The sequence below is a fragment of the Vibrio sp. 03_296 genome, from assembly GCF_002265885.1.
Window position 1 is genome coordinate 1 of sequence record NZ_NPKW01000387.1, and the last position, 424, is coordinate 424.

Genomic DNA, 424 nt, shown 5'->3' on the forward strand with positions numbered 1-424 from the left:
TAAAGACCATATGTAAGCCAACTTATCCATAAATCGTATTCACTTTTAGTATCGTTATGATTTTTTTACTGCATCGCCCGAGCCGCTGCCCGTGACTGTCATAATTATATACTTAAAGTAGTTTTTTATCGTTAGAGTATCGATCATTTCTCTATCGGTCTTAGCGAGTAACTGAGGAGTAGACATATCGATGTTTTGCACCTGTGCCAAGCCTGTGATGCCTGGTAGGACATTGTATACGCCTAAAGCATCACGCTCTTTAATCAACTCTTCTTGATTGAACAGATTCGGGCGAGGACCAACTAAACTCATTTCACCTTTCAGTACATTGATTAACTGTGGCAGTTCATCAATCTTAGTTTTACGCAAAAAGCACCTATTAGTGATTGAACTAGTACTCGCTAAGTGAGAAGCGACCGATTGG

The 424-nt window shown here is 39.9% G+C and carries 1 protein-coding gene; it reads right to left on the minus strand.

Annotated features, from left to right (window positions below):
* Window positions 1-54 precede the first annotated feature (54 nt).
* Window positions 55-424: sugar transferase (locus tag CIK04_RS24855; protein WP_142995014.1), on the minus strand; the 370-nt coding region annotated here is incomplete at its 5' end.